The sequence below is a fragment of the Bacillus cereus group sp. N21 genome, assembly GCF_016483395.1.
Lineage (GTDB): Bacteria > Bacillota > Bacilli > Bacillales > Bacillaceae_G > Bacillus_A > Bacillus_A pseudomycoides.
Genome location: NZ_JAEHBX010000319.1, coordinates 1 through 281, shown reverse-complemented (window position 1 = coordinate 281; position 281 = coordinate 1). Strand labels below are relative to the sequence as shown.

Genomic DNA, 281 nt, shown 5'->3' with positions numbered 1-281 from the left:
GTTCAAAAGTCCATAAAGAAATTCGAAAAGAAATTATTGAGAATAACAAATTAGAAGCAATTATTTCGATGCCAAGTGGTGTGTTCAAGCCATATGCAGGGGTATCGACAGCGATTATGATTTTTACAAAAACGAATGCTGGTGGTACGGATAACGTATGGTTCTATGATATGAAAGTAGATGGATTCTCATTAGATGATAAACGTAAAGAGATTGAAAAAAATGATATTCCAGATATTGTTGCACGTTACAGTAATCTGAAAAATGAAAAGGAACGCAAA

General features: G+C 33.1%; 1 protein-coding gene. It reads left to right on the top strand.

The window, feature by feature from the left end; translation table 11 throughout:
• The coding region (locus tag JDS96_RS31035) for an N-6 DNA methylase (protein ID WP_199669150.1) at positions 1 to 281 on the top strand (281 nt) is incomplete at both ends.